We start from the raw sequence: 24,612 nt of genomic DNA, 5'->3' as shown, positions 1-24,612 counted from the left end.
CGCTGGGCGTATGCCAGTTCCTTCGACGCAGCCCGCCGCCGAGCGCAAGCTCCTCCGTGACACCGTGCAGGACAAGATCCGCGACGCGATCATGGACGGCACGCTGGAGCCCGGCGAGCGACTCAACGACGACGACCTGATCGCGTGGCTCGGTGTCTCCCGCACCCCGATCCGTGAAGCACTCGCCGAGCTCGCCCGCGCCGGCCTGATCGAGATGGCCCCGAACCGCTACACCCGTGTGGCCGCCCCGACCAAGGACGAGCTCCTCGACGCCTACCGCACCCTCGGCGTGATCTACGGCGGGGTCGTGCGGCTCGCCGTGCCGAACTTCACCGAACCGCAGCGCAAGAAGATCGTGAAGATGCTCGACGAGGTCGTCGCCCGTGTCGGCGCACACGAGCAGGACCAGGTCGCCCGCGACGGCGCCGACATCTACTCCCAGTGGGCGGACGCCTGCGGCAACCCGTCGCTCGTCCAGCTCTGCCGGTCGACCACCGACGGGCTGTCCTTCAAGCTCCGGGTCCCCGAGCTCGCCGAGCTCGTGCCGGCCGACGTGATCCTGCCCGAGCTCGCGAAGCTCAAGGCCGCCGTCCTGGCGAAGGACCCGATCGCGGCCGAGCTGGCCATGGAGGCCATCCACCTGCTGCCGTCGCGCGCGTAGGGTCTCCTCGCGTGAGGGGTGTCGCAGGGGCTGTGGGGTGACCTTCCAGGCGCAGTCCATGTCCGTTGGGTGCGCGCCGGTTATGGTTTCCCGGTGAGCAACGAACCCGAGCAGACGACGGAGCCCGCGCGTCGCGGCACCGTGACGCCGCGCCACGGGCGCCAGAAACGCCGAGCGGGCGTGGTCTTCCCAGCGATCGCGGGCGTGCTCACGATGGCCCTCGTGCTGGGCGTCGGCTACACGGCGTACGCGTACAACCAGCTGTCCGGGGGCGTCACGATCGTCAACGCGATCACCGGCAAGAAGGACAAGAAGGACGACGTCGACGGTCAGGCGCAGAACATCCTGCTCGTCGGTGACGACCACCGACCGGACAACGCCACCCCTGAGCAGCTCGCCGAACTCAGCACCGAGTCGGACGGCGGGGCGACGAACACCGACACGATGATCGTCCTGCACATCAGCGCCGACGGCTCGCAGGCGACGATGATCTCGTTCCCCCGTGACTCGTACGTGGACATCCCGGACGTCGGCAAGGGCAAGCTCAACAGCGCGTTCTACTACGGCACGCTCAACGGCGGCGGTGACACCGGTGGTGCGAAGTTGCTCATCAAGACCATCGAGAACCTGAGTGGTCTGCAGATCGACCACTACGTGCGCGTCTCGCTGCTCGGCTTCTACCAGGTGGTCAAGGAGCTCGGACCGGTGCAGGTCTGCCTGAACCAGGCCACCAACGACCCGTACTCCGGCGTCAACCTGCCCGCGGGCAAGTCCACGCTCGACGCGAAGCAGGCGCTGTCGTTCGTCCGTCAGCGCCACGGCCTGCCGAACGGCGACCTCGACCGCAACGTCCGGCAGCAGTACTTCCTGTCGCAAGAGGCGCGGAAGGTCACTTCTGCGGGCACGCTGCTCAACCCCGTCAAGATGGGCAACATCCTCAAGGCCGTCGGCGGCTCGATCCAGACCGACACCGACTTGCTCTCCCTCGCGACGCAGCTGCGGAACCTGCGGCCGGCGAACATCCAGTCCGCCACGATCCCGACACTCGGCACGCCGACGATCTACGTCAACGGCTCGGCGCTGTCGATCGTCGAGGTCGACACCGTGGGACTGCCCGCGTTCGTCCAGGGTCTGGTCGGCGCACCGGAAGCGTACGAGAAGGCCGGTCGTGCGCAGCCGGCGAACACCTCGGTCACCGTCCTGAACGGCAGCGGCGTCGAGGGTGCGGCCACCGCAGCGGGACAGGTGCTGACGAGCCGCGGCTTCCAGGTCGCACCGGCCGGTTCCTCGGCCACGACCACGACCACGCAGGTGCAGTACCCGGCCGGCCAGGAGTCGCAGGCGAAGGCGATCGCCGCGGCGGTGCCCGGCGCCGTCGCCGTCCGCACCAGTGCGGTCACGGGCGTCACGCTCGTGCTCGGTACCGACGGCAAGACGGCGAAGGCCGCCAGCGAGCCGAGTGCGACCGCGTCGAAGCCCGCAACCGGATCCGGCTCGGGCTCGAAGGCGACGAAGCAGGCGACCAAGGAGCCCGCGCCGAAGTCGACCGACGTGCACAACTACGGCACCGAGGGCACCTGCATCAACTGACGCCACGACCGAGCTCGGGTCGCTAGGTTCGAGGAGTGAGCAACGCAGCGCGTTCGATCGTCCTGATGACCTACAACATCAAGAACCCCGATCCGGAGCACGACTGGCCGGCCCGGCTCCCCGTCCTCCTCGAGGTCATCCGTCGGCACGACCCCGACCTGGTGTGCGTGCAGGAGGCCTTCGCACACCAGCTGGACGACCTGCGCGCCGGCCTGCCGGAGCACGCGGACGTCGGGCAGGGGCGCGAGGGCGGCACCGCGGGTGAACACCCGGCGGTGTTCTTCCGACGCGATCGGTTCCGGCCGACCGACGAAGGCTCCTTCTGGCTGTCGGACACCCCGGACGAGCCGGTCTCGAACACGTGGGGCAGTCTGTTCCCGCGGATCGCGAACCACGCCACCTTCCTGGACACCGACGGACCGTCCTTCACCCTGCTCACGACGCACCTGGACCACGAACCCGGTCAGCACGGCGACGAGGTGCGCGGCAAGAGCGCGGCCCTGATCGTCGAACGCCTGGCGGGGGAGACCGGCCCCGTCATCGTCGCGGGCGACTGCAACGAGGCCGCTGGTGCCGGCACGGCGTCACACGTGTTCGCCGAAGCCGGGTTCGACGACACGTGGCTGCTCGCGGGCGACCCCGCGGACCGCACCGCGACGTTCAACGACTGGGAACCGCCGCTCGACACCGGTGAGCGCATCGACTGGGTGCTGACCCGGGGGATCACCGGGGTCGACAGCGTCGTGATCGACCACGACGGTCCGGACACGTGGTTCGCCAGCGACCACTTCCCGGTGGTGGCGACGATCCGCGTGTGAGTCAGCAGCTCCGCGCGGCGTGCACGGGCATCGGGGATCCGAGCACCGTGACGGTCGTCTCGTTCGTCAGTGCCGACACACCGTTGGTCCCCGAGCGGTCGGAGTCGTCGTCCGAGCGCTCCCATCCCTCGCGCAGCAGCAACTGCCAGGCGCGGGAGTCGTCGGCGCCGTAGGACACCCGTTCGGAGCGCGTCGCGTCGGCGATCTCGTCGGCGATGTCGTCGCCGACCTGGACACCGTCCGGCCCGGTGAGCTCGATCTCCGCCCCCAGCCGGCTGCGGACCCCGTCGCGCAGGACCCGGATCTCGACGGCGTTGCCGGCCCGGGCATCGGTCGTCAGGGCTGCGACCCGGATCGCACCGCCCCACGTGTAGGTGGTGCCGGCGGGGAAGCACGCCCCGCCGTCGCCCTCGGCCGTCTGGGTGCGCGAGGGGGTGCCGAGCAGTCGGTCGAGCAGGCTGACCGTCAGTCGGGAGTCGCGCATCGAGGACTCGACGACGGTCTTGCCGCCGTTCCGCAACACCAGTGACTCGGCGTCGAGCTCGATCGAGTCGACCCGTCGGAGCTTCGCGTTGGACACGTGCACCGGGGCGACGTCGTGGGTGGTCTCGGCTGCGACGGCCGTGCCCGCACCGAGCCCGGGCATCGCGTCGACCGCGAACGTGCCGGCCGAGAAGGCCAGCACGGCGGCGCCGAGCGCCAGCAGGGTCCGAGGAGTCACCGTTCGACGGTACGACCCCGATCCGTCCCGGACGACAGGTGTTACCGAATCGGGTCCTGGCCGTCACCGGACCGTGACAAACGAGGATCACGCACCTGCGGCCCTGGACCGCTGCGCGCGGCGGGCGCAGGCCGCTCCGCGCACCGGGGGACAGCCTCCTGGACGGCCGGTCGTGACCCGATGCGGAGCGTCAGCCGCATGACGGACCAGTACAGCATGCAGGACCCGACGAAGATGTACGCCGACAAGAAGCCGGACGAGCAGTACCTCGAGGGCGCGGGGACCGACGCCGAGATGGCGGAGAACGTCCCCGCCGACCACGGCGAGGACACGTACCGCGGCTCCGGACGGCTGACGGGCCGCAAGGCGCTCGTCACCGGTGGCGACTCCGGCATCGGTGCGGCCGTCGCGATCGCCTACGCACGCGAGGGTGCGGACGTCGCGATCTCGTACCTGCCCGAGGAGCAAGAGGACGCCGACCGCATCATCGGCCTCATCGAGGCCGCGGGTCGCAAGGCCGTCGCGCTGCCCGGCGACATCACCTCGCTCGCGGTGTGCGAGCAGATCGTCGCCGACACCGTGGCGCAGCTCGGTGGGATCGACATCCTGGTGAACAACGCCGGCAAGCAGCAGAACGTCGACGACATCACGAAGATCTCGGACGAGGAGTTCGACGAGACCTTCAAGACGAACGCCTACGCGACCTTCCGCATCACGAAGGCCGCGGTGCCGCACCTGCAGCCGGGCTCGACGATCATCAACACCACGTCGATCCAGGCCTACGCACCGTCACCGCACCTGGTGCACTACGCGGCCACGAAGGCGACCGTGAACAACCTGGCGAAGGGCCTGGCCGCGCAGCTCGCGCCGAAGGGCATCCGTGTGAACGCCGTGGCGCCGGGGCCGATCTGGACGCCGCTGCAGCCCGCTGGTGGCCAGCCGCCCGAGGCGCTGCCGTCCGCGGGCGAGCAGACCTACCTCGGTCGCTGGGGCCAGCCGGCCGAGCTCGCACCGGCCTACGTGTTCCTGGCGAGTGGTGAGTCGTCGTACGTGGTGGGCGAGACGCTGCACGTCGACGGTGGGATGCCGACGCCGTAACACGCCGCTCCGGGAGTACCGAGGAACCAGGTTCCGGACACAGCACCGCGCGGTTGCGTGGTGTGGTGTCCGGAACCTGGTTTCGTGTGTGACGGGCCACGCGCGGGCCGCGCGGGCGCGGGCCGCGGGCCGCGGGGGCGCGTCAGCAGGAGACGGTACGCGCCATCCGCTCCAGCAGCTCGCGTGCGGACAGGGCGGCGGCGAGCTCGACCTCGACCGGGTTGATCCCGATCGCGTGCTCGAACGCCTGGCGGCGGGCCTGGTCGACGATCGGGACCTCCGGCCGCTGGGGCAACACCGCGATCGCGCGCGCTGCGGCGTCGAACGCGCCCGAGGGTCGTCCGAGTTGCTCCCACATCGTCCGGACGTCGTGCGCGACCTGGTCCGGGTCGCCGCCGAACTCGAAGCCGGCCGAGGCCATGGTCGCGAGTCCCTGCGCGGTGGGGTCGTTCGGGGTCATGTCCGGCATCGTCACACGGATCCGTGCGAGCGCGCTGGACGTGGTGTCGGTGTCCGTGTCCCCCCATGTGCTGACACCCGGACCGGGGATTCTGTTGTCCCCCGTTCTGCGTTTGGATGGACATGCCCCGGAGTCGGGGCGACCCGGACAGGACGTCCGCGGAACGACGGAGGGCATGATGCTCGAACACACCAGCGCCGACACGCAGGCCGCAGTGGCTGCGGCGGCGACCCTGCACCTGCGGATCACGATCGTGGGGGCCACCGTCGACCTGCTCCGCGACGTCCCCTTCCACGAGGCACGCGCCGTGCACGTGGCGGAGCGGATGGGCATCTCCGTCGAGGAGATCGAACAGCACTTCCCGTCGTGGGACGGCCTGGTGCTGGCAGCCGTCGACCGCTGGAACGGCGGCCGGATGGACGAGGTCACCCGCGAGGTCGGGGACGGCTCGACCGTCGACCTCCTGCGCGCGATCGTCGCCTCGAACGCCGAGGACCCCGCGCTCATGCGCCTGCTCGTCGCCCTGCTGTCGGTCGCCGGCAACGCCGAGCACCCGATGGCGACCTACCTGCGCTCGCGCTACCAGCTCTTCTACGCGCAGGTGAAGCGCGGGCTCGAGCGCGACATCGCGACCGGCCGCGCCCCGCACACGATGGAACCCCGACGCGGCGCCGAACAGCTCATCGCGCTGTACGAGGGGCTGCAGCTGCAGGCACTCCTGCGGTCGGACCTGGACCTCGTGCCGGCGTTCGACCGTGCGGTCGCCCGACTCGAGCGCGGCTGGATGGAACGCTACGAGCCGCACGCCGCGCGCCGCCACGCCACGTGGAGCGACGGCGACGACGGCAGCTGGGACATCTGACCCCGGGGCGTCAGCGACCGCCCGGTGCCGAGCGCGACCCGCGGGGGACCGACCCGTCGCCGGGGTCGTACCCGGTGTCGCGGATGACCCGCAGGGCGGTGGTGTCGTTGTGGACCGAGTGCACGACGACCCGTCGGGTCCGCCGGAGTGCCCGTCGTGCCCCCGGGGTCGCGAACAGGCCGCCGAGCACGAGACCGGCGCCGATCCCGAGCGCCACCGACACCGCCGCAACGAAGTCGAGCGCCGCGCTCGACGACCCGGACATGAAGTTCAGCAGGGCGTTCGACACGGCGACACCGGGCAGCAGCGCACCGCAGAACGCCGGCACCGCGATCGCCGCCACCGCGGTCCGCATCCGGACGGCCGCGTAGGTGGACAGCACGCCGAGCAGCACCGCGGCCAGGAACGTCGCACCGAGCAGCGGCAGGCCGAGCTGCTGCAGCCCCCACAGCGAGGCGCCTGCAGCGACCGAGAACACCACCGCGACCGGGATCACCCGTGCGCTGGCCTGCTGCACGAAGCAGTTCGCCCCGGCCGACACCACGGTGAGCGCCAGTGACGCCCACAGCGGCAGCGCCTGGGTGACGATGCCGGACGGGTCCACCTCGAGGTGCAGCCACTTGGTCATGGCGATCCCCGCGGGCACCCCGACGACGATCGCGGCGATCACCAGCCCGATGTAGAACGCCCGAGCGACGGCCATCGCGCGGAAGCCGGAGATCGCGTCCTGGGCCCAGGTCACGAGCGACACGTGCGGCAGGAGCAGCACCACCAGGGCCGCAACCATGGTGGCGGCACCCGCTGGGTGCAGGACGCCGACGCCGATGGCCAGGGTGCCGATCACCGACGCGACCGCCCCCTGCGCCCCGGACACGAAGAACTGCGGGTACCCGCGGCCCGTCAGCCAGCGGCCGGACAGGATGATGCCGAACATCAGCACGAAGGCGCCGATGCCGGCTCGCCACCCGCCACCGGCCTGCATCGCGATCGAGGTCCCCAGGATCGACAGCCCGATGTCGGCGAGCCACGTGGGCCAGCGCGGCGGCATCCGCAGCACCGCCACCAGGGCGCTCACCGCCGAGGTCATGTCCCGTTCGTCGTGGATCAGGTCGTCGACGATCTGGTTCGCGCGTGCGAGCCGGTCGAGGTCGGAGCCGTCCGAGCTGACCGTCCGGACCTTCACGAGCGGCGGGACGTCGGCCGGCGCGTACTGGATCGTCACCGAGCTGCCGGAGAAGTCGAGGTCGAGCGGTGCCAGGTTCCACTTCGTCGACACCGCGACGACGGCGGTCTCGACGCTGCGGGTGTCGGCGCCCGAGGCGAGCATCACCTCGGCCAGGTCGAGGCAGAAGTCGACGATCTGGGCGGCCGTGTACTGGTCGCGGCCCTTGGCATCGGGCTCGACGTGTTCGTAGATCGTGCCGCGCAGTCGTGCCCGGGCGTCGCGCAGGTCGTGCTGCGCGAGACTGCGGCGCCGGGGGCGGGGCGGCCGGTGTGGGCGCCCCGGTTTCGGTTCGCCGGGGAAGTGCTGCTCGGCCATCCGACCATGGTGCCAGTCGTGCTCTGGACGCGACCAGAGCGGACGGGAGGCCCGGTGCCAGCTGGCACCGGGCCTCCCGTCAGGCCGTCGGTCGCGTCTCGGACGCGAGCCGACTACTGCTCGAACGTCGCGTCGAGCGTGATGTCGACGCCGGTGAGTGCCTTGCTGACCGGGCAGGTCGCCTTGGCGTCCTCGGCGGCCTTGAGGAAGGTCGCCTCGTCGATGCCGGTGACCTCGCCGTGCACGGTCAGGGCGATGCCGGTGAGCTTGAAGCCGCCAGCGGAGTCCGGGCCGAGCGAGACGTCGGCCTTGACGTCGAGGGCCTCGACCGTGCCGCCGGCCTCGCCGAGGACGGCGGAGAACTGCATGGCGTAGCAGGCCGAGTGCGCTGCGGCGATGAGTTCCTCGGGGCTGGTGCTTCCACCGGCCTCGTCGGCGGCGCGCTTCGGGAACGAGACGTCGTACGTGCCGACCTTCGAGCTGGAGAGTTCGACCTGGCCGGAACCGTCGTTGAGGCCGCCGTTCCAGGCGGTGCGTGCGGTGCGCGTGGGCATGGCCGCTCCTTTCGTGTGGGGGATCGGACCCGAGTGGATCCGTCGCAGCCGAGTCAAGCGGAGAACGCCCGTTCTCGCAAGCCGCTCACGGCGAAGACGCAGGTCTGCCCTACGATCGGTCGCATGGGGGACAGCACAGCCACGACGTTCCGCGAGCGCGTGCTCGAGCAGGGACCGGTCGACGTCTCGAACCCGGTGATCGCCTGGGTGCGGTTCTGGACGCAGGGGTGGCGCTTCCACGGACGGGCGAGTCGCTCGGAGTTCTGGTGGGTCATCGCGCTCGAACTCGCGGTCGTCGGAGCTGCGCTCTGGATCGTCGGCGTGCACGGAACCGGTGGGCGGTGGGAACTGTACGTCGATCCGCTCGGGGCTGTCCCCTCGCCGCTCGTGTCCTTCCACCTGCTCGACCGTGGGCAGGGGGCCTGGTTCGGCTGGGGGTCTGGTCCACGGGATGCCTGGCCGGACGCATGGGACTTGGCGCTGCTCGTCCCGACGATCGTCACGATCGTGCCGCGGTGGTCACTGCTCGTGCGCCGGCTGCACGACCGGGACCACACCGGGTTGTGGATCCTGCTCCTCGTGTTCACCGGGCCGATCGGATGGCTCGTGGTGACCGGGATGGTCGCCAGTCGGTCCCGGGCCCGGGGCGCTCGGTTCGACCACGGTCTGTTCGCCGGACGACCCGCCGCGAGCGCTGATGAGCAACAGGTGTCGTCGACAACGACAGGTGTAGTCTGACTGGCGTTCAAAGGAGACCCACCATGCGCGCCGTCGTGTTCGAGCAGTACCAGACCTTCCCGTCCCTGACGGAGGTCCCGAAGCCCACTCCGGCTCCGGGGGAGGTGCTCCTCAAGGTCGCCGGTGCCGGTGCCTGCCACTCGGACGTCGCCGTGTACCGCGAGTTCGCCGCCGGTGCTCCTGGGTCGCAGCAGCCCCCGTTCGTGCTCGGCCACGAGAACTCCGGCTGGGTCGAAGCCGTCGGCGACGGCGTGACCGGGTTCACCGAGGGTGACGCCTACCTGGTCTACGGGCCGGTCGGCTGCGGACACTGCTCGTACTGCTCGAAGGGGCAGGACACCTACTGCGAGAACGCCGCGACGAACCCGTACATGGGCATCGGTCTCGGGCGTGACGGCGGCATGGCCGAGTACGTCACCGTCCCCGCACGGAACCTCGTGCCGCTCGGTGACGCCGACCCGATCGCCGCTGCGCCGCTCAGTGACGCGGCGCTCACCCCGTACCACGCGATCAAGAACGCGCTCCCGAACCTGGCGGGCGGCGGCAAGTACGCGCTGGTCGTGGGGCTGGGCGGCCTCGGCCAGATCGCCGTGCAGATCCTCACCGCGCTCACCGGCGCCACGGTCATCGCGACCGACGTGAAGCAGGACGCCATGGACCGCGCTGCCGCCCGTGGGGCGATCACCGTGCCCGGCGGGCCGGACCAGGCCGCTGCGATCCGCGAGGTCACCGGCGGCCGTGGGGTCGACGCTGCGTTCGACTTCGTCGGGGCGACCCCGACGATCACGGTCGCCCAGGCATCGATGGCGATCGGCGGCCGGTTCACCGTCGTCGGGATCGCCGGTGGCACCACCGAGTGGAACTTCTTCGCGACGCCGTACGAGTCGACGATCACGAACACCTACTGGGGCACCATCGAGGACCTGCACGAGGTCGTCGCCATGTACCGCGCCGGGCAGATCGTGCCCGACGTCGAGCGGTACGCGCTGGCCGACGCGCTCGAGGCGTACCGGAAGCTCGAGGCCGGCGAGCTGTCGGGCCGCGCAGTCGTCGTCCCGACGCTCTGAGCCAGGGTCAGCGGCCGGCCGCGTAGCCCTGTGCGCCGCGGGGGTTCGCGGCAGCGCCGAGCACGCCCGTCGCCGGGTCGCGGGTGACGCAGGTCAGTCGGCCGAGTGCCCAGTCGCCGGCACGGGTGACGACGTGACCTCGGGCCTCGAGACCCGCGATGACGTCGTCGCCGAGGCGGTCCTCGACCACGAGTCCGGCGGGTTCCCACGTCCGTGGCCAGAACGACCCCGGGAACGAGGTCGTGTGCAGCGCCGGAGCGTCGATCGCCTGCTGCGGGGAGTACCCGCCGACGATCCACCGCAGCAGGAACAGCAGCTGCCACTGGTCCTGCTGGTCGCCACCGGGGGAGCCCAGCGCGGCGACGGGCACGCCGTCGCGGAGCACCAGCGTCGGGGTCAGGGTCGTGCGGGGGCGTTCGCCGGGGCGGAGCGTCGAGGCGGTGCCCGGCTCGAGCCAGGTCATCTGCAGGCGGGTGCCGAGGCAGAACCCGAGCTCCGGGATCGTCGGCGACGACTGCAGCCAGCCGCCGGAGGGCGTCGCGCTGACGATGTTGCCCCAGCGGTCGACGACGTCGATGTGGCAGGTGTCGCCGCGGGTCTCGCCGTCCGGGGCCACGAAGGGTTCGCCGCGGTCCTCGACGGGCACGACGGGAGCGACCGGCGCGGCCTGAGCGACCGGCGCTCGGTCGGTGTCCCGAGCGACCTGCACCGTCGGTTCGCCGACGCCCGCCCCGTCGCCGGCGGAGGACGACGTCCGGGCCGGCGGCATCGCGCGCTCGAGGCCAGCGACGGTGCCCGGGCGCAGCTCGGCCGAGGCGCGCTCGCCGATCAGTGCACGCCGCTCGTCGGAGTACGCGTCGGACAGCAGGACGTCGAGCGGGACGTCGCCGTCGCCGTAGAACGCCTCGCGGTCGGCCATGGCGAGCTTCTGCGCTTCGACGATCGTGTGCGCACCGACCTCGGTGGACGGGTCGAGCAGTGCGTCGTCGAGCGGTTCGAGCAGCCGCAGGGTCTGCAGCAGCGCCGGACCCTGCCCCCACGGTCCGGTCTTCGCTATGGTGCAGCCGCGGAACTCGGCCGTCGTTGCCGGCTCGTAGGACGCCCGGAACGCTGCCAGGTCCGCCGCCCGGATCACGCCGGCGTGGTCGGTGCCCGACGCGTGCCGGTGCGGCTGTCGCACGGAGCGGTCGATCGCCTCGGAGACGAAGCCCTCGGCCCACTCGCTCCGTGCCGCGTCGATGCGTGCGGTCCGACTGTCGGAGCCGTCACCGGCGTCGACGAGGCGGTCGAGCACTGCAGCCAGTGCCTCGTTGCGCACCAGGTCCCCGGGGACCGGCACCGCGCCTCCCGGCAGCCACTGCGCGGCGGACGTGGGCCAGTGCTCACGGAACAGGTCCTGCACGGCGGTGATCGTCCGGACCACACCGGGCGCGACCGGGTGGCCGTCACGGGCGTAGCCGATCGCCGGGGCGAGGACGTCGGCGAGCTCCCACGTGCCGTGGTCGCGGAGGAGCAGGAGCCAGGCGTCGACGGCGCCCGGGACGGTGGCGGCCAGTGCACCGGATCCGGGCACGAGGTCGAGGCCCTCGGCGCGGTAGTGCTCCGGCGTCGCACCGGCCGGGGCCGGACCCTGACCGACCAGCACGACCGGGGACGGGTCCGACGCGGTCGCGAAGACCGCCGTCAGATCGCCGCCGGGGCCGTTCAGGTGCGGCTCGACCACGTGCAGCACGAACGCTCCGGCGACGGCCGCGTCGAAGGCGTTGCCGCCGCGCTCCAGCACCGACTGCGCGGTGGCGGTCGCGATCCAGTGCGTCGCCGCCGCCATGCCGAAGGTGCCCTGCAGGTCCGGCCGCGAGGTGAGCTGGGCGGGCGGGACGAAGGCGGGGTTCGGCGTCGGCATGCACCCATCCTGTCCCGCTCCCCTTCGGGGAGACGGACGTGCGCCCGCTCGCCACTGGCCCTCATGCCGACTGCGGTGGTGCCAGCAGGGTGCCTCGGATGACGGATCCGTGGAAGGTGCGGACCGCGACGACGGTCCACGCGGCGACGAGACCGGCGTAGTAGACGACGGCGAGCACGGCGACGACGGTGAGTCCGGAGTGCAGGGCGAGCCCGTTGAGGCCGGTGACGCAGGTGCCGACGGGGAACGTGAAGGACCACCAGGTCAGGCTGAACGGCAGGTGGTCGCGGGCGGTCCGGACGGTGATGGCGAGGGCGATGACGGTCCACAGCAGCGCGAACCCGAGCATCGCGAACCCGTACACCAGCGCCACGACGAGGAGCGCGTGGGCGGTGGAGGCATCGACGACGGTGGGGGCGTTCGAGGCGAGGAGGTTCACCGCGGTGATCGACTGCCCGACCGGTCCGAGCACGATCCACAGGGTCGGGACCATGCCGGCCGCACCGACCTTGTGCTGCGCGAGCCGGTTCCAGATCAGTGTGATCACGACCAGCGACGTGACGAGGCTGAGGCCGAAGAAGCCGTAGCAGGACCACAGCAGTGTCTCGCGCGCCTGACCGGCGGGGGCGTAGGGCAGCAGGAGTGCGCCGGTGGAGGCGGACACCATCGGCGGGACGATCGGCATCAGCCAGCCTCCGAACGCGGAATCAGGCGTGTTCTCGTGGCGGGTGAACGCCAGGTAGGGCACCAGGACGGCGGTGAAGAGACCGCCGACGGTGCCGATGGTCCAGAGCGCCCAGTCGACGGTGACGGCGGCGGGCAGGCCGATCCAGTCCTTGCCGAGCAGGATCGTTCCGGCGCCGACGGTGAGGAACGCCATCGGCGGTGCGCCGAAGAAGTGCGAGATCACCGGGTGCAGGTGGTGCCTGGCCGCAGTGCTCCGGTACCGGACCCAGTGCAGGACCGTCGCGATCGTGAGGGCGACGAGCAGGACCGCCGCGATCGCCCAGACGACCGTCGCCGCCGTGCGCAGACCGGGGAACTGCACCGGCAGTGAGGCAGCCGCGACGGCGACGATCCCGGTGCCCATGATCGACGCGAACCAGTTCGGTGTGAGGTTCGACACGATCAGTCCCGGTCGCTCCAGATCGCGGAACAACGCCGTCGACGGCCGTCGGGGCACCGGGTCCGCGATCGTGGGTGTGGTGGCGGTACGGGGTGTCGACATGGGCCAAGCCTGCGCGGATCCCGTTCGGGGCGGAACCGGCAACCTCTTGGCAGGGCACAATCGATGGTTGTGGCACTGCGGCGACTGACGGACCGGACGCTCGACCTCGACACGCTCGAGGTCCTCGAACGCGTCGCCGAGACCGGTTCACTGTCGGCCGCCGCCGAAGCCCTCGGGGTCACGCAGCAGGCGGTGTCCGCTCGGATCCGGGTCGCCGAACGCGCGGTCGGACACGCGCTGGTGCACCGCTCGGCCACCGGGTCGGTGCTGACCGAGACCGGACGGCTCGTCCTCGGCCTGGCCGGGCCGGTCCTCGACGCGGCTCGCCGCCTGGAAGCGGGACTCGGGGCGCTCAAGAGTCCGACCGGCTCGCTCGTCGTGGCAGCGTCACAGACGATCGCGGAGCTGCTGCTGCCCGGCTGGCTGCTCGCGTTCCGCGCCCGTGAACCGGACGTGACGGTGCGGCTGATCGCCGGCAACTCCACGGCGGTCACCGGCCTCGTGCGGTCCGGCGGTGCCGACCTCGGGTTCACGGAGACCCCGGCCGTGGCTGCGGGCGTGTCCGCGCAGGTGATCGCGGATGACGAACTCGCGGTCGTCGTCGCGCCGGACCATCCCTGGGCACGGTCGGCGGGGATCACCGCAGAGGTCCTGGCGGAGACCGCTCTGCTCCTGCGCGAGGCGGGTTCGGGGACCCGCGCGACGCTCGACGCGTGGCTCGGGGAAGCCGGTCTGCGGGCGTCGGTGCCGGCGGCGGTCCTGGAGACGACGAGCATCATCCGGGCGAACGCGCACGCGGGGATCGCACCGGCCGTGATGAGTCTCCGCACGGTCGCCGCCGACCTCGCCGACGGGGCGCTCGTGCGTGTCCCGCTCGCCGGGCCACGCCTGACCCGACCGTTGCGGGCGATCTGGCCGGGTCGGCCGCAGCCGGCCGTCGCGGCGTTCCTGCGCGTCGTGGTCCCCGATCCGGGTGCGGCCTGAGTCGGTCGGACCCCCCTGTCAAGGGGTTGTGCACCCCGCGTAGAAAAGCGACCATCGTTCGGTGACTCGTGCAGGGCGAGCGCCGAACGACCGCGCAGTGGCGTGGTCGGTTCCGAGTCAGGGGATCCATGACCACCACTCCGTCGACCGTCGCACGTGCGCGCCGACTCCCACGCATCGCCAGTGCCGTCGCGGTGCTGGCCCTCGCGGCCGGTGCACTCGTCGCGACCGCCGAACCGGCCGCAGCGTCGGCCGTGTGGGTCGGATCGGCACCCGCAGGCACGAAGCTCAACCCCGGTGACCAGGTCACCTCCCCGAACCGTCAGTTCACGCTGATCATGCAGGGTGACGGCAACCTGGTCGAGTACGGCATCGGCAACCGCGTGCTGTGGGCGTCGGGCACCGCCGGTTCCCCCGGGGCCATCGCGGTCGTGGGCAAGAACCGCGCCCTCGACATCACGAAGAACGGCAAGCGCCTGGCTCGCTGGGCCTCGGCCGGCACCGCGAACTCGACGGCCCTGAAGGTGCGCGCCGACGGCACCATGGCGCTGCTCGCCGGCTCCACCGTCGTCGTCAACTGGGCCAACTACCAGGACCGGGTCGCCTCCGGGAACCTCATCCTCGGCGGGACGGTCCTGCGCTCCGACACCAGCAACACGCGCGTGCTCAACATGCGCACCGACGGCAACCTCGTGCAGAAGGTCAGCGGCCGTGTCGTCTGGCAGTCGAGGACCGGCGGCCACCCCGGCGCCTGGGCCGAACTGCTGCCGAAGGGCAACTTCGTCATCTGGACACGCGACGCGGCACGCAAGAAGGTCGTGCTCTGGAGCGCGAAGACGAGCACGGCCGGTTCGGGCAACCTGCTCGTGCAGGTCGACGGCAACGTCGTGCTCTACGGCTCCAAGGACACCCGGGTCTGGTCCAGCCGCCCGGTCACCGGCCTCGCCTGGCCCGTCAACGGCACGACGATCACCGGCCGGTACGGCGACGACCGCGGCGCCGGACACGTCCCTCGCTACCACCAGGGCGCCGACGCCCCCGTCCCGGTCGGCACCCCGGTGTACGGCTCCGGCACGGGCGAGGTCTCCAAGACGGTGGCGAACGACGCCTCGTACGGCAACTACATCGTCGTGACGTACGGTATGACCTCCGTGCTCACCGCCCACCTCAGCAAGATCGAGGTGAAGCAGGGGCAGATCGTGAAGCTCGGCACCGAGATCGCGAAGTCCGGCAACACCGGGCAGTCGACGGGGCCGCACGTGCACGTCGAGACGCGGCGGAACGGCACGCTCGTCGACCCGTTGAAGAACATGCACTTCCGCTGATCGTCGCTGCGCGGGGCGCGGCGCGGCGCGCCGAGCTCGCGCCGAGCTCGCGGCGCGCTCGCGCCGAGTGAGCAGAAGACGTCGGGTGGCATCACATCACTCGACGTCTTCTGCTCACTCGATGCCCGGCCCGGGGCGGGACGGCGCGGATACGCTTGACCGGATGAGTGCACGCGGCGGGACCGGGGCCGGCGACGACGCGGAAGCCGTCCTCGTGGCCTTCGCGAGCACCAGCGGCGACGTCGCCGCGGCACGCCGGATCGCACGGCGCTTCCAGGACCTCGACGAGGGGGAGCGCTCGGCGCTGCTCTGGAGCGAGGACGACGGTGCGAAGCTCATCGCGGTGCTGCTCCTGGTGCAGGCGATGCGGGCGAACCCGGACCCCGAGCTGACCGACGAGTACCTGTCGGCGGCGAAGTCCGAGCGGTTCGACGACCCTGCGTTGGTCGACCTGGCGGCCGAGGAGCTCGTCGGCGCACCACTCGTGGGCGGCTCGACGGGCCCGCTGTTCGCGCTCGTGAAGTCCGACGTGGCGATGGTCCGGCGGATCGCGATCGTGGCGACCCTGGGGTTCGTGAAGCAGGGCGACGCCGAGGTGCCGCTCGGGATCGCCGGGCGCCTGGTGCGAGAGCGGAACGACACCGTGCAGTCGGCGCTCGGGTGGGTGCTGCGCGAGACGGGCAAGCGGGCGTCGGAAGCGGCACTCGTGGCGTTCCTCGACAAGAACGCGAAGTTCCTCACGCCGTCGGCACGACAGACCGCGACGGAGCACCTGCCACCGGCGGAACGTGACCGCCTGCGGGGCTGAGGACGAACGGGGCTGACAACCGACTGTGCAGTCGGCCGAACAGACCAGATGGTCGGTTAGGGTCTGTTGGTGACCACAACCAGCACCACCCCGATCCACCGCGCCTCCGTCCGCGAGTGGGCGTCCCTCGGCGTCCTCACCCTGTCCGTGGTGCTGCTCGCGATCGACGGCACCGTGCTGGCCCTCGCCGTCCCCTCGCTCACCGCCGACCTGGACCCGACGGCGACCCAGGTGCTCTGGATCGGCGACGTCTATTCCTTCGCGCTCGCCGGGCTGCTCGTCACGATGGGCAACGTCGCCGACCGGATCGGTCGGAAGCGCCTGCTGCTCATCGGCTCGGTGGCGTTCGGCCTGGCCTCGGCAGCAGCGGCGTTCGCGCAGACGCCCGAGCTCCTGATCGCCGCTCGGGCACTGCTCGGCATCGCGGGGGCGACCCTGATGCCGTCGACGTTGTCCCTGGTCCGGACGATCTTCCGCGACGCCCGTCAGCGCACCACGGCCATCGCGGTCTGGTCAGCCGGTGCGACCGGTGGTGCTGCTGCCGGTCCACTGGTCGGCGGGGCGCTGCTCGAGCACTTCTGGTGGGGTTCGGTGTTCCTCATCAACATCCCCGTCATCGTGGTGATCGTCATCGCCGGCGCGATCCTGCTGCCGGAGTCGAAGGGTGGTTCGCGCACGCCGATCGACCTGCTGTCCGCCGTGCTCTCGGTGCTGGCGATCGTCCCGCTCGTGTACGCGGTGAAGCACGTCGCCGGGCACGGTTTCGACTGGACGGTGCCCCTGACGGCGCTGCTCGGCATCGGCGCGGGCTGGTGGTTCGTCCGCCGGCAGAAGCGCCTGGCGACGCCGCTCATCGACCTGCAGCTCTTCCGGATCCCGGCGTTCTCGGGTGCCGTCGTCGCCAACTCGTTGTCGGTCTTCGCGCTGAGCGGGCTGCTGTTCTTCTTCTCGCAGTACCTGCAGCTGGTCCGTGGGTTCCCCCCGCTGCTCGCCGGCGCTGCCGAACTGCCGGCGACCCTCGCCTCGATCGCGGTGATCGCGATCATCGGGCTGCTGTCCCGCCGGGTCGGCCCCGGTCGGTCGATCGGCCTCGGCCTGGCGGTCGCCGCAGTCGGCATGGCCGGACTCGCGTTCGCCGAGGGGCTGCCGACCTACTGGGGCATCGCGATCGCGCTGGCGGTGGTCGGCCTGGGCGTCGGGGTGTCGATGACCCTGGCCACCGACGCGGTGGTCGCCGCGGCACCCCGTGAGCGTGCGGGTGCGGCCTCGGCCATCTCGGAGACCGGGTACGAGCTGGGCGTCGCGCTCGGCATCGCGGTGCTCGGGTCGCTGCAGACCGCGTTCTACCGCTCGAACCTCGACGTCGCGAGCGGATCGCTCAGCGGCGGTGTCGGCGACCGGATCCGTGAGTCCCTCGCGTCGGCGTCGCAGGTCCTGCAGGACGGCGACCCGATCCTCGAACACGCGCGGCACGCCTTCACCGGCGGCATGCAGCTCGCCTCGATCTGTGCCGCCGTGGCGCTCGCCGTCGCCGCCGCGGTCGCACTCCGGGTCATCCCGAACCGGCAGGATGGACCGCATGAGCACTGACGGTCGCGATGAGCACTGACGGCACCCGTGACCGGGAGCGCACCCGCCAGGCGGTCCTCGAGTCCGCCGAGCGGCTGCTCGCCGAGCGCGGCACCCGGGTGAGCGTCGCCGAGATCGCCGCCGACGCCGGCGTCTCGAAGAGCGGCCTGCTGCACCACTTCCCGTCGAAGGACGCCCTGCTGCTCGCGGTCGTCGAGCAGGGCCTCACCACTTTCACGGACGAGGTCATGCGCCACGTCGACCTGGCCGAGAACCGACCGGGAAAGGTCCTCCGTGCCTACGTCCGGACCCTGTCCGGCGGCAGCGAACGGGCGATGGAGGTCTTCTCGCCGTCGTCGCACTGGACCGGCCTGATGGCCGTGCCGGGAGTCGAGGTCCTCGTCGCCGCCGACGCGCAGGACTGGCGCACGATCTTCGCGCGCGACGGCCTGCCGGAGGACCGCACGCTCGTGGTCCGGAACGCCGCCGAGGGGCTGGCTGCGGCCATCGCGATGCCGCCGTACCTGGACGAGCGCGAGGTCGCGGTCACCCGCGACGCACTGCTCGCCCTGGCAGAACCCGTCTGACGGATCGGCCGGGAGGCCCGGTGCGCGCCCGCCTCACCCGTCACCCGGGCAGGCGGCCGGGCCCACCCCGTGGTCCGGTCAGCGGCCCCGGCCTACGGTGGGCACATGCACACCGAGGTGCCCCCGATCGACAGCACACTCGTGGAACGGCTCGTCGCCGCGCAGTTCCCCGAGTGGCGTGCCCTGCCCGTGCGCGAGGTCGACCACCAGGGCTGGGACAACCGCACGTACCGACTCGGCGACGCGCTGTCCGTCCGGCTGCCGAGCGCCGACGGCTACGTGCCCGCGGTCGAGAAGGAGCAGGACGTCCTGCCGTACCTGGCCCGACGGTTGGACATCGCGGTCCCCGAGCCGGTCGGCCTGGGCGAGCCCGGCGAGGGGTACCCGTTCCCGTGGTCGGTCCTGCGGTGGCTCGACGGCACGGTTGCCGCGCGTGCGGTCGACCTCGACCACGAGCGCTTCGCCGCCGACGTGGGTGCGGTCCTCCGGCAGCTCCGGAGTCTCCCCGCCACCGGGGGCCCGACCGCCGGCGCGCACTCGTTCCACCGCGGCGAGCACCCGTCGGTGTACGGCGCCCAGGTCGTCGCGGCGTTGGACACGCTGGGCGCGGAGGTCGACCGCGCGGCGTGCGAGCGCGTCTGGTCTGCAACGACCTCGACGACCTGGGGGCGTCCTGGCGTCTGGTTCCACGGCGATGTCGCGCCCGGCAACCTGCTCGTGGACGACGCGGGACGGCTCACCGCGCTGATCGACTTCGGCACGTGCGGCGTCGGCGACCCGGCGTGCGACCTGGTGCTCGCGTGGACGTTCCTCGAGCCGTCGGCGCGCCCGGTGTTCCGCGAGGCCGTGGGCCTCGACGCCGACACCTGGGCCCGCGGGCGGGGCTGGGCGCTCTGGAAGGCGCTCATCATGCTCGCCGGCAGTGCCGGGCCCGGCGACCGCGCGGAGCACGAGCGCGTGCTCGCCACGGTCCTGGCCGACCCCGTCGTCTGACGCGACGGCGCGCCCGGGGTCGTGCGTGGGGCTGTGAACGCGCCACGGGGCGGGCGCGTACCGAAGAGGGGGAAGTGAGCCGCGCCTCCCGGCCGGCCCGAAGCGACCACGAGAGGAACGCGACGTGCGCGCACTGACCTGGCAGGGCACCGAGAAGGTGTCCGTCGAGACCGTCCCCGACCCGACCATCCAGCAGCCCACCGACGCGATCGTGCGGATCACCTCGACCGCGATCTGCGGCTCCGACCTGCACCTGTACCGGGTCCTCGGCCCGTACATCGACAAGGGCGACGTCCTCGGGCACGAGCCGATGGGCGTCGTCGAAGCGGTCGGCAGCGCCGTGACGAACCTGAAGGTCGGCGATCGCGTCGTCGTCCCCTTCAACATCTCCTGCGGGCACTGCTGGATGTGCCAGCGCGGGCTGCAGTCGCAGTGCGAGACCACGCAGGTCACCGAGTACGGCTCGGGAGCCGCGCTCTTCGGCTACACGAAGATGTACGGCCAGGTCCCCGGCGGCCAGGCCGAGTACCTGCGCGTCCCGCACGCCGACTACGGGCCCATCGTGGTGCCGGACGACGGCACGCCCGACGACCGCTGGCTGTTCCTCAGCGACATCCTGCCCACCGCGTGGCAGGCCGTGCAGTACGCGGACGTGCCCGAGGGCGGCACGCTCGCGGTGCTCGGCCTCGGCCCCGTCGGCCAGTTCGCCGCCCGCATCGGCAAGCACCTGGGCTACCGCGTGCTCGCCGTCGACCCGGAGCAGGTCCGGCGTGACCTCGGCGCGAAGCACGGCGCCGAGGTGTTCGACCTGACCAAGGACACAGTGCCGGAGCTCGTCGACCTGACGGACGGCCGTGGCCCCGACGGCGTCGTCGACGCCGTCGGCATGGAGGCGCACGGCAACCCCGTCGCCGGGTTCGCGCAGCGTGCGGCCGGGCTGCTGCCGGACGCCCTGGCGAAGAAGGCCATCGAGACCGCCGGCATCGACCGACTCGCAGCGGTGCACGCGGCGATCGACCTGGTCCGCCGCGGTGGCACCGTCTCGCTGAGCGGCGTCTACGGCGGCATGGCCGACCCGATGCCGATGATGACGCTGTTCGACAAGCAGATCACCATCCGCGAGGGCCAGTGCAACGTGAAGCGCTGGATCGACGACATCATGCCGCTCGTCTCCGACTCCTCGGACCCGCTCGGCACGCTCGACCTGACCACGCACCGGGTCTCGCTCGAGGACGCCCCGCACATGTACGAGGTGTTCCAGAAGAAGCAGGACGGCTGCGTCAAGGTCGTGCTCGACCCCGCACTGGCTGCCGCCTGATGCGGATCGTCGTCGTCGGCGGGACCGGCAACGTCGGGACGGCGGTGCTCCGGCGGCTCGCGCAGGCGCGGGCCGCCGCGCGGGCGGACGCGGGTGCGTCCGACGGCGACGGGCGCGACGACAGCGTCGAGATCGTCGGGGTTGCACGGCGGCTGCCCGACGTGCACGCGGAGCCCTACGGTTCGGCGGTCTGGCACGCCGTCGACATCGGAGCAGCGGATGCGGTGGGGCAGCTCACCGCGGTCTTCACCGGCGCCGACGCGGTGATCCACCTCGGCTGGGCGCTCCAGCCGACGCACGACATCCCCGCGCAGTACCGGACGAACGTCACCGGCACGGCGAACGTGCTGTCGGCCGTCGCACGTGCCGGGGTACGGCAGGTGGTCGTCGCGTCGTCGGTCGGGACCTACCGGGGCGTCGACGCCGCGGGCAAGCGGACCCCGGTCGACGAGAGCTGGCCGACCGACGGCATCCCCACCGCGACGTACTCGATCCACAAGGCGGCGAACGAAGCGGCGATGGACGCGTTCGAGACCGAGCACCCGTCCGTGATCGTCACGCGACTGCGCCCGGGGTTGATCTTCCAGCGGGACGCCGCCGCCGAGATCCGCGGGCTGTTCCTCGGGCACCTCGTGCCGATGTCGATCGTGCGGTGGATCCGGTGGCTCGTGCTGCCCCTGCCGTACCCGTTCGTGTTCCAGGCGGTGCACGCCGACGACGTCGCCGACGCCTACTGGCGGACCGTCGACCAGCGGGCCGGCGGAGCCTTCAACATCGCCGCGTCGCCCGTGCTCAACCCACCGCGGTTGGCCAGGGCCTTCGGCATGCTCGGCGCCGTCCGGATCCCACTCGGACTGCTGCGCGGGATCGTCACGCTGACGTGGCGGCTGCGGTTGCAGCCGACTGACGCCGGCTGGATCGACATCGCGGCCGGAGTACCGATCATGCGGACCGACCGTGCCCGGTCGGTGCTCGGATGGGAGGCCCGGCACACCTCCGAAGACGCGTTGCGCGCGCTCGTGGCCGGGTTCGCGGACGGCGCGAACGTCCCGGGGTCCGCTCCCTTGCGCGGGTAGTGGGCGGGCCGTTCCGCGCGTGGTGAGCCGTTCCGTGCGGAGGAGGCCAGGAGTTCTGTCCCCTTCCGCGCGAAACGGCCTCCCATCGCGGGGCAGACGGGGCCGAACGTCCTCGGCGGCGCGCTACGATCTGCTCATCGTTGTGAGGAAGGGGACGCGATGACGTTCGACACGGCAAACAGTGGGGTGGCGTTCGGCGGGTTCGGGGAACCGGGGGTGTCCGACGGCTTCGGTGCCTTCGGCGTGCTGTTCGGCGTCGTCGCCGGCATCATCGCGCTCGGGTTCGTGTCGATCATCGTGCTCACGATCTACCGGGGCAAGCGCATGGCCGACCGCGGGCAGAACCCCCTCACCCTGCAGGAGGACATCGCGTACCAGGCGATGCAGAGCCGCACCCTCGCGCCCGAGAAGCCGCTCGAACGGCGGCTCGCCGAGCTCGACGACCTGCACGCCCGCGGTGTCATCTCGGACGAGGAGCACCGCAGCGCCCGAGCCGAGGCCCTGCGCGGCTAGCCTGGTCGGGTGCTGCTGCCGACGGACCTGCTGGGAGACTGGGCGCTCCGCCGGACCGTGGACGACCGGCTCGCTGGCGCACAGGGCAGCGTCACCGGCACCACGACCCTGACCGCTGTCGGCCCGGACGAGGTGCGCTGGGACGAGACCGGCGTGATGACCTTCGACGGGCGGACCACCCCGGTGTCGCGGACGCTCGTGGTGCGCCGGGACGGCGGCGGTCACTGGGCCGTGCACTTCTCCGACGGCCGGGTCTTCCACGACTGGGTGTGGGGCGCGACCGTGGCCCACGCCTGTGCGCCGGACGACTACACGGGCACCATTGTCGGCGACGAGCAGCGGTGGACGGTGCGGTGGGAGGCCCGTGGCCCGGCGAAGGACTACCGGCTCGACAGCGTGCTCACCCGGTCACCGGCGTGACCACGACGTCACCGGCACCCGGCAGACTGGGCGCATGGCACGTTCCTCCGGCACCGACGCCCCGCGCATCACCCTGACCGAGCCCGTCGACCTGCAGGACTGGGTTCCCGGACCCGGTGACGTCCTGACCGGTGACCGCATCGAGGGGAAGCGCATCGGCGTGCTCGACGTGGCCGGCGAGCGGCTGCCCGACCTCGAGATCGAGGAGTGCGTCATCGACACCATCCGGGGCGACGGCGCCGACCTCCGCGGGCTCCGGGTGCACGACTCGATCATCGACACGCTCGACGCCCCGGTGCTGCGGGCGTCGAGCAGCTCGTGGCGCGAAGTCCGGGTGTCCGGCGGGCGGATCGGTTCTGGCGAGCTGTACGACTCGGGGTTGAGCGGGGTCGAGTTCGTCGGGATGAAGTTCGGGTTCGTGAACCTGCGCGGATCGACCCTCACCGACGTGGTGTTCCGCGACTGCGTCATCGACGAGCTCGACATCGCCGACGCGAAGCTGCTGCGGGTGTCGTTCGAGGGCAGCAGCATCCGCGACGCCGAGGGCTCCAACACCCGTATCGACCACGTGGACCTGCGGGGCGCCGACCTCGACCGGGTCGAGCGCCTCGAGGGGTTCCGCGGCGCGACGATCGGCGCCGACCAGCTGTACACGCTCGCCCCGCTGCTGGCGGCGCAGGCGGGCTACCGCGTCGACTGACCGACGCCGAATTTCGCGCTCAGCGACACCTCGCGGCGTGCGGGCCCCGCGAACTGTCGCTCAGCCCGAAACGACGCGTGAGTCGGCGGCCGCGGCCAACGCCGCCGTCAGGTCGGCCTGCACCAGGTCGCCGTGGGCGGCCGCCCCGGCCTGGACCCCGGCGGCTGCGGACGCGATCACCGTCGCCATCGGGGCCGCCACGTTGCCGGCCGCGTAGACACCGCGAACCGCGGTCTGCCCGGCCGGATCGACCGTCAGCGCGCTCGCGTACCGGAAGTCGCCCATGAACTGGTCGACCGCGACGAGGCCCAGGCCAGACAGGAAGTCCACGCGTGCCTCGGCGGTGCTCGCGGCGGCCAGGGCGTCCAGCGCGACGACCTCGCCGGATCCCAGCACCACCCCGGTCAGTGTGCCGTCCGACGACACGACCCGCGCGACCGAATCGTCCACGACGCTGATCCCACGAGCTCGCAAACCGGCCAGGGCGGTGTCGTCGACGAGTGCTGGATCGGTGACGAACGCCGTCACGTGCTCGCTCAACGCCCGGAACATCAGGGCGTGGTGGACGCCGTTCGGCGTGGTCACGAGCACGCCGATGCGCTGGTCGCGGATCTCCCACCCGTGGCAGAACGGGCAGTGCACGACCCCGCGCCCCCACTGCTCGGCCAGGCCCGGGACCTCCGGCAGGACGTCCACTACGCCGGAGGCGACGACGAGCCTGCGTGCGGTGACGACCGCGCCGGAGTCCACCGTGACCGAGAAGCCGACCGGGTCGGTACCGTCGCCCGTCGTGGCGGACGTGGCCACGATCCTCCCGGACGTCACCTCGACCCCGTAGGCGGCGACCTCGTCGCGACCGATCGCCGTGAGTTCGGCGGGGGCGATGCCCTCGCGCCCGAGGTAGTTGTGGGCGCCGGCCGACGGCGCGTTGCGGGGCTCGCCCGCGTCGACGACCAGCACGGAACGGCGGGAGCGGCCGAGGACGAGGGCGGCGGAGAGGCCGGCGGCTGAGCCGCCGATGACGATGACGTCGTAGTGATCACGCATGCAAGGAGCATGCGTCCGATGCGGCACACATG

The 24,612-nt window shown here is 71.8% G+C and carries 25 protein-coding genes; 18 read left to right on the top strand and 7 right to left on the bottom strand.

Features of this window, described 5'->3' with window-relative positions; translation table 11 throughout:
- The first annotated feature begins 10 nt into the window (after positions 1–10).
- The 3 genes from ITJ59_RS02175 to ITJ59_RS02165 all read left to right on the top strand — a co-directional run bounded on the left by ITJ59_RS02175 (position 11) and on the right by ITJ59_RS02165 (position 3,069).
- A complete protein-coding gene (locus ITJ59_RS02175; RefSeq protein WP_194649493.1) occupies positions 11–661 on the top strand; it encodes a GntR family transcriptional regulator in 651 nt (216 codons plus the stop codon).
- 93 nt (positions 662–754) lie between these two features.
- Entirely contained in the window at positions 755–2,251 is a 1,497-nt protein-coding gene (locus ITJ59_RS02170) for an LCP family protein (protein ID WP_194649492.1), read from the top strand.
- Between the two features lie 35 nt (positions 2,252–2,286).
- On the top strand, positions 2,287–3,069 hold the full coding sequence (locus ITJ59_RS02165) for an endonuclease/exonuclease/phosphatase family protein (RefSeq protein ID WP_194649491.1): 783 nt from the start codon (positions 2,287–2,289) through the stop codon (positions 3,067–3,069).
- A gap of 1 nt (position 3,070) precedes the next feature.
- Here ITJ59_RS02165 and ITJ59_RS02160 read toward each other — a convergent pair whose 3' ends face one another.
- Positions 3,071–3,790, bottom strand: a complete 720-nt coding sequence (locus ITJ59_RS02160; protein WP_194649490.1) for a hypothetical protein — start codon at positions 3,788–3,790, stop codon at positions 3,071–3,073.
- Between the two features lie 198 nt (positions 3,791–3,988).
- Here ITJ59_RS02160 and ITJ59_RS02155 point away from each other — a divergent pair, with 198 nt between their 5' ends.
- Positions 3,989–4,888 (top strand): SDR family oxidoreductase, encoded by a 900-nt coding sequence (locus ITJ59_RS02155; RefSeq protein WP_194649489.1) that lies wholly within the window; start codon positions 3,989–3,991, stop codon positions 4,886–4,888.
- A gap of 142 nt (positions 4,889–5,030) precedes the next feature.
- On the opposite strand, the gene ITJ59_RS02150 is transcribed toward ITJ59_RS02155, so the two are convergent.
- Complete coding sequence (locus ITJ59_RS02150; RefSeq protein WP_194649488.1) at positions 5,031–5,348, bottom strand: hypothetical protein; 318 nt, start codon at positions 5,346–5,348, stop codon at positions 5,031–5,033.
- A gap of 175 nt (positions 5,349–5,523) precedes the next feature.
- Here ITJ59_RS02150 and ITJ59_RS02145 point away from each other — a divergent pair, with 175 nt between their 5' ends.
- On the top strand, positions 5,524–6,210 hold the full coding sequence (locus ITJ59_RS02145) for a TetR/AcrR family transcriptional regulator (protein WP_194649487.1): 687 nt from the start codon (positions 5,524–5,526) through the stop codon (positions 6,208–6,210).
- Positions 6,211–6,220: 10 nt separating this feature from the next.
- Here the strand turns inward: ITJ59_RS02145 and ITJ59_RS02140 are convergent, their stop codons facing one another.
- Positions 6,221–7,750: a threonine/serine ThrE exporter family protein gene (locus ITJ59_RS02140; RefSeq protein WP_194649486.1), complete on the bottom strand. Its 1,530-nt coding sequence runs from the start codon at positions 7,748–7,750 to the stop codon at positions 6,221–6,223.
- Positions 7,751–7,863: 113 nt separating this feature from the next.
- Positions 7,864–8,304 carry an OsmC family protein gene (locus ITJ59_RS02135; RefSeq protein WP_111085865.1) on the bottom strand — a complete coding sequence of 147 codons (441 nt, stop codon included), beginning with the start codon at positions 8,302–8,304 and terminating at the stop codon, positions 7,864–7,866.
- A 123-nt stretch (positions 8,305–8,427) separates the two neighbouring features.
- Between ITJ59_RS02135 and ITJ59_RS02130 the strand changes: the two genes are divergently transcribed.
- Both ITJ59_RS02130 and ITJ59_RS02125 read left to right on the top strand, forming a co-directional pair.
- The gene (locus ITJ59_RS02130; RefSeq protein ID WP_194649485.1) at positions 8,428–9,042 is read left to right on the top strand and encodes a DUF805 domain-containing protein; all 615 of its coding nucleotides are present in this window, start codon (positions 8,428–8,430) and stop codon (positions 9,040–9,042) included.
- Between the two features lie 23 nt (positions 9,043–9,065).
- Positions 9,066–10,109: an NAD(P)-dependent alcohol dehydrogenase gene (locus tag ITJ59_RS02125; RefSeq protein WP_194649484.1), complete on the top strand. Its 1,044-nt coding sequence runs from the start codon at positions 9,066–9,068 to the stop codon at positions 10,107–10,109.
- 7 nt (positions 10,110–10,116) lie between these two features.
- Here the strand turns inward: ITJ59_RS02125 and ITJ59_RS02120 are convergent, their stop codons facing one another.
- Both ITJ59_RS02120 and ITJ59_RS02115 read right to left on the bottom strand, forming a co-directional pair.
- The gene (locus ITJ59_RS02120) at positions 10,117–12,012 is read right to left on the bottom strand and encodes a gamma-glutamyltransferase (protein WP_194649483.1); all 1,896 of its coding nucleotides are present in this window, start codon (positions 12,010–12,012) and stop codon (positions 10,117–10,119) included.
- A gap of 61 nt (positions 12,013–12,073) precedes the next feature.
- Positions 12,074–13,240, bottom strand: coding sequence for a TDT family transporter (locus ITJ59_RS02115; protein WP_228510754.1), 1,167 nt, complete (start codon positions 13,238–13,240; stop codon positions 12,074–12,076).
- A 69-nt stretch (positions 13,241–13,309) separates the two neighbouring features.
- Between ITJ59_RS02115 and ITJ59_RS02110 the strand changes: the two genes are divergently transcribed.
- From ITJ59_RS02110 to ITJ59_RS02060, 11 genes are all read left to right on the top strand, one after another.
- The gene (locus ITJ59_RS02110; RefSeq protein WP_194649482.1) at positions 13,310–14,224 is read left to right on the top strand and encodes a LysR family transcriptional regulator; all 915 of its coding nucleotides are present in this window, start codon (positions 13,310–13,312) and stop codon (positions 14,222–14,224) included.
- Positions 14,225–14,352: 128 nt separating this feature from the next.
- On the top strand, positions 14,353–15,549 hold the full coding sequence (locus tag ITJ59_RS19515) for a peptidoglycan DD-metalloendopeptidase family protein (RefSeq protein WP_194649481.1): 1,197 nt from the start codon (positions 14,353–14,355) through the stop codon (positions 15,547–15,549).
- Between the two features lie 163 nt (positions 15,550–15,712).
- Entirely contained in the window at positions 15,713–16,357 is a 645-nt protein-coding gene (locus tag ITJ59_RS02100; RefSeq protein WP_194649480.1) for a DNA alkylation repair protein, read from the top strand.
- A gap of 69 nt (positions 16,358–16,426) precedes the next feature.
- Positions 16,427–17,947 carry an MFS transporter gene (locus ITJ59_RS02095; protein WP_194649479.1) on the top strand — a complete coding sequence of 507 codons (1,521 nt, stop codon included), beginning with the start codon at positions 16,427–16,429 and terminating at the stop codon, positions 17,945–17,947.
- Positions 17,948–17,955: 8 nt separating this feature from the next.
- Positions 17,956–18,513, top strand: coding sequence for a TetR/AcrR family transcriptional regulator (locus ITJ59_RS02090; protein ID WP_194649478.1), 558 nt, complete (start codon positions 17,956–17,958; stop codon positions 18,511–18,513).
- A gap of 105 nt (positions 18,514–18,618) precedes the next feature.
- On the top strand, positions 18,619–19,506 hold the full coding sequence (locus ITJ59_RS02085) for an aminoglycoside phosphotransferase family protein (protein ID WP_194649477.1): 888 nt from the start codon (positions 18,619–18,621) through the stop codon (positions 19,504–19,506).
- 124 nt (positions 19,507–19,630) lie between these two features.
- Positions 19,631–20,824: a zinc-dependent alcohol dehydrogenase gene (locus ITJ59_RS02080; protein WP_194649476.1), complete on the top strand. Its 1,194-nt coding sequence runs from the start codon at positions 19,631–19,633 to the stop codon at positions 20,822–20,824.
- A complete protein-coding gene (locus ITJ59_RS02075; RefSeq protein ID WP_194649475.1) occupies positions 20,824–21,900 on the top strand; it encodes an NAD-dependent epimerase/dehydratase family protein in 1,077 nt (358 codons plus the stop codon). The genes ITJ59_RS02080 and ITJ59_RS02075 overlap by 1 nt, the downstream gene beginning before the upstream one ends.
- Positions 21,901–22,059: 159 nt before the next feature.
- Positions 22,060–22,413 carry an SHOCT domain-containing protein gene (locus ITJ59_RS02070; RefSeq protein WP_194649474.1) on the top strand — a complete coding sequence of 118 codons (354 nt, stop codon included), beginning with the start codon at positions 22,060–22,062 and terminating at the stop codon, positions 22,411–22,413.
- A gap of 9 nt (positions 22,414–22,422) precedes the next feature.
- The gene (locus tag ITJ59_RS02065; RefSeq protein ID WP_194649473.1) at positions 22,423–22,833 is read left to right on the top strand and encodes a DUF6314 family protein; all 411 of its coding nucleotides are present in this window, start codon (positions 22,423–22,425) and stop codon (positions 22,831–22,833) included.
- A 34-nt stretch (positions 22,834–22,867) separates the two neighbouring features.
- The gene (locus tag ITJ59_RS02060) at positions 22,868–23,533 is read left to right on the top strand and encodes a pentapeptide repeat-containing protein (RefSeq protein ID WP_194649472.1); all 666 of its coding nucleotides are present in this window, start codon (positions 22,868–22,870) and stop codon (positions 23,531–23,533) included.
- Between the two features lie 60 nt (positions 23,534–23,593).
- Here ITJ59_RS02060 and ITJ59_RS02055 read toward each other — a convergent pair whose 3' ends face one another.
- Positions 23,594–24,580, bottom strand: coding sequence for an NAD(P)/FAD-dependent oxidoreductase (locus ITJ59_RS02055; protein WP_194649471.1), 987 nt, complete (start codon positions 24,578–24,580; stop codon positions 23,594–23,596).
- Between the last annotated feature and the right edge of the window lie 32 nt (positions 24,581–24,612).

The organism is Curtobacterium sp. VKM Ac-1393, from assembly GCF_015350995.1.
Classification (GTDB): Bacteria; Actinomycetota; Actinomycetes; order Actinomycetales; family Microbacteriaceae; genus Curtobacterium.
This window is presented reverse-complemented; position numbering and strand designations above follow the sequence as displayed.